2 protein-coding genes are annotated in these 887 nt (G+C 54.1%); both read left to right on the forward strand.

Features of this window, described 5'->3' with window-relative positions; all coding sequences use genetic code 11:
* Positions 1–359, forward strand: a 359-nt coding sequence (locus tag AC1RPH_RS07620; RefSeq protein ID WP_481762001.1) for a hypothetical protein, incomplete at its 5' end; no start/stop codon positions are given.
* Between the two features lie 14 nt (positions 360–373).
* Positions 374–887: hypothetical protein (locus AC1RPH_RS07625; protein WP_481762002.1), on the forward strand; the 514-nt coding region annotated here is incomplete at its 3' end.

Here is an 887-nt window from a genome sequence, read left to right on the forward strand (position 1 = left end):
ACATTAGACTATATCTGGTACCCATAAACGGGGTACAACAAGTGATCGACGTTGACTCATCGGTCCTGATCCGCAGCAATAATCAATTTGTGTCGCCTCAAGTAGCAGCTTCAGTAGACCTGATAATGGCACCGGTTCAAACCATGTTCACGCCGTTTGCGGATGCGGCTACGGCCTTGATGCTGACGCTGACCGGATATCAGAATGTGCGTGTGTGCTGGCGGGAACCCGTCAATTCGGATGATAACCCGAGCAACCAGATCGTGACCGCGCCGGACCCGACTGGTGGTCAGTGCGTGTGTGGGATTACATGCGCGGGCACTCAAATCTCTTACGTACCAGTTCTTAACGTGTATTAAACAAGGAGCCTCAAATGGCAGTCTACAAACCGGGTTACCCTCTTATTGGCAAGGGCCTAAATGAACCATCGACGCAGACCGTTGTTCCGGTCATGACGCGAGAAGGTCAGGTCATCGCGTTTGTCACAATATCGAAGACCACGTTCACAGGCACCGAGACAAGCCTCACACTTCCATCTGGCAACGCCCCGCTGGTGAGCGTTCAACTCGCGCCCCGCGCTCAGATGGGCGACCTCAGCTACAACACGCGCCTCGAAGAATTTATGGCCATTATGTGGCCAACAGACGTGGAGTGGCAAAAGCCGTGGATCGGGTTCTCCGAATTCGTGTTCTCAGACGATCCGCACAACATCGATTGGTGGGGCTTCTGGTCGATGCCGGTCAATACGATTCGTTACCGCTTCAGTGATGGCGTATATCTGCCTGCTCTTGCCTTCAACCTCAATGCTATGGTTCCGCCCGCAAAGAACCCGGTCAATCCGACACCGCCCACAAACGGCACGATTCGTTGGGCCGCGTCCGTTGATC

The organism is Dellaglioa sp. CoH-57-MRSF-16 (genome assembly GCF_056782055.1).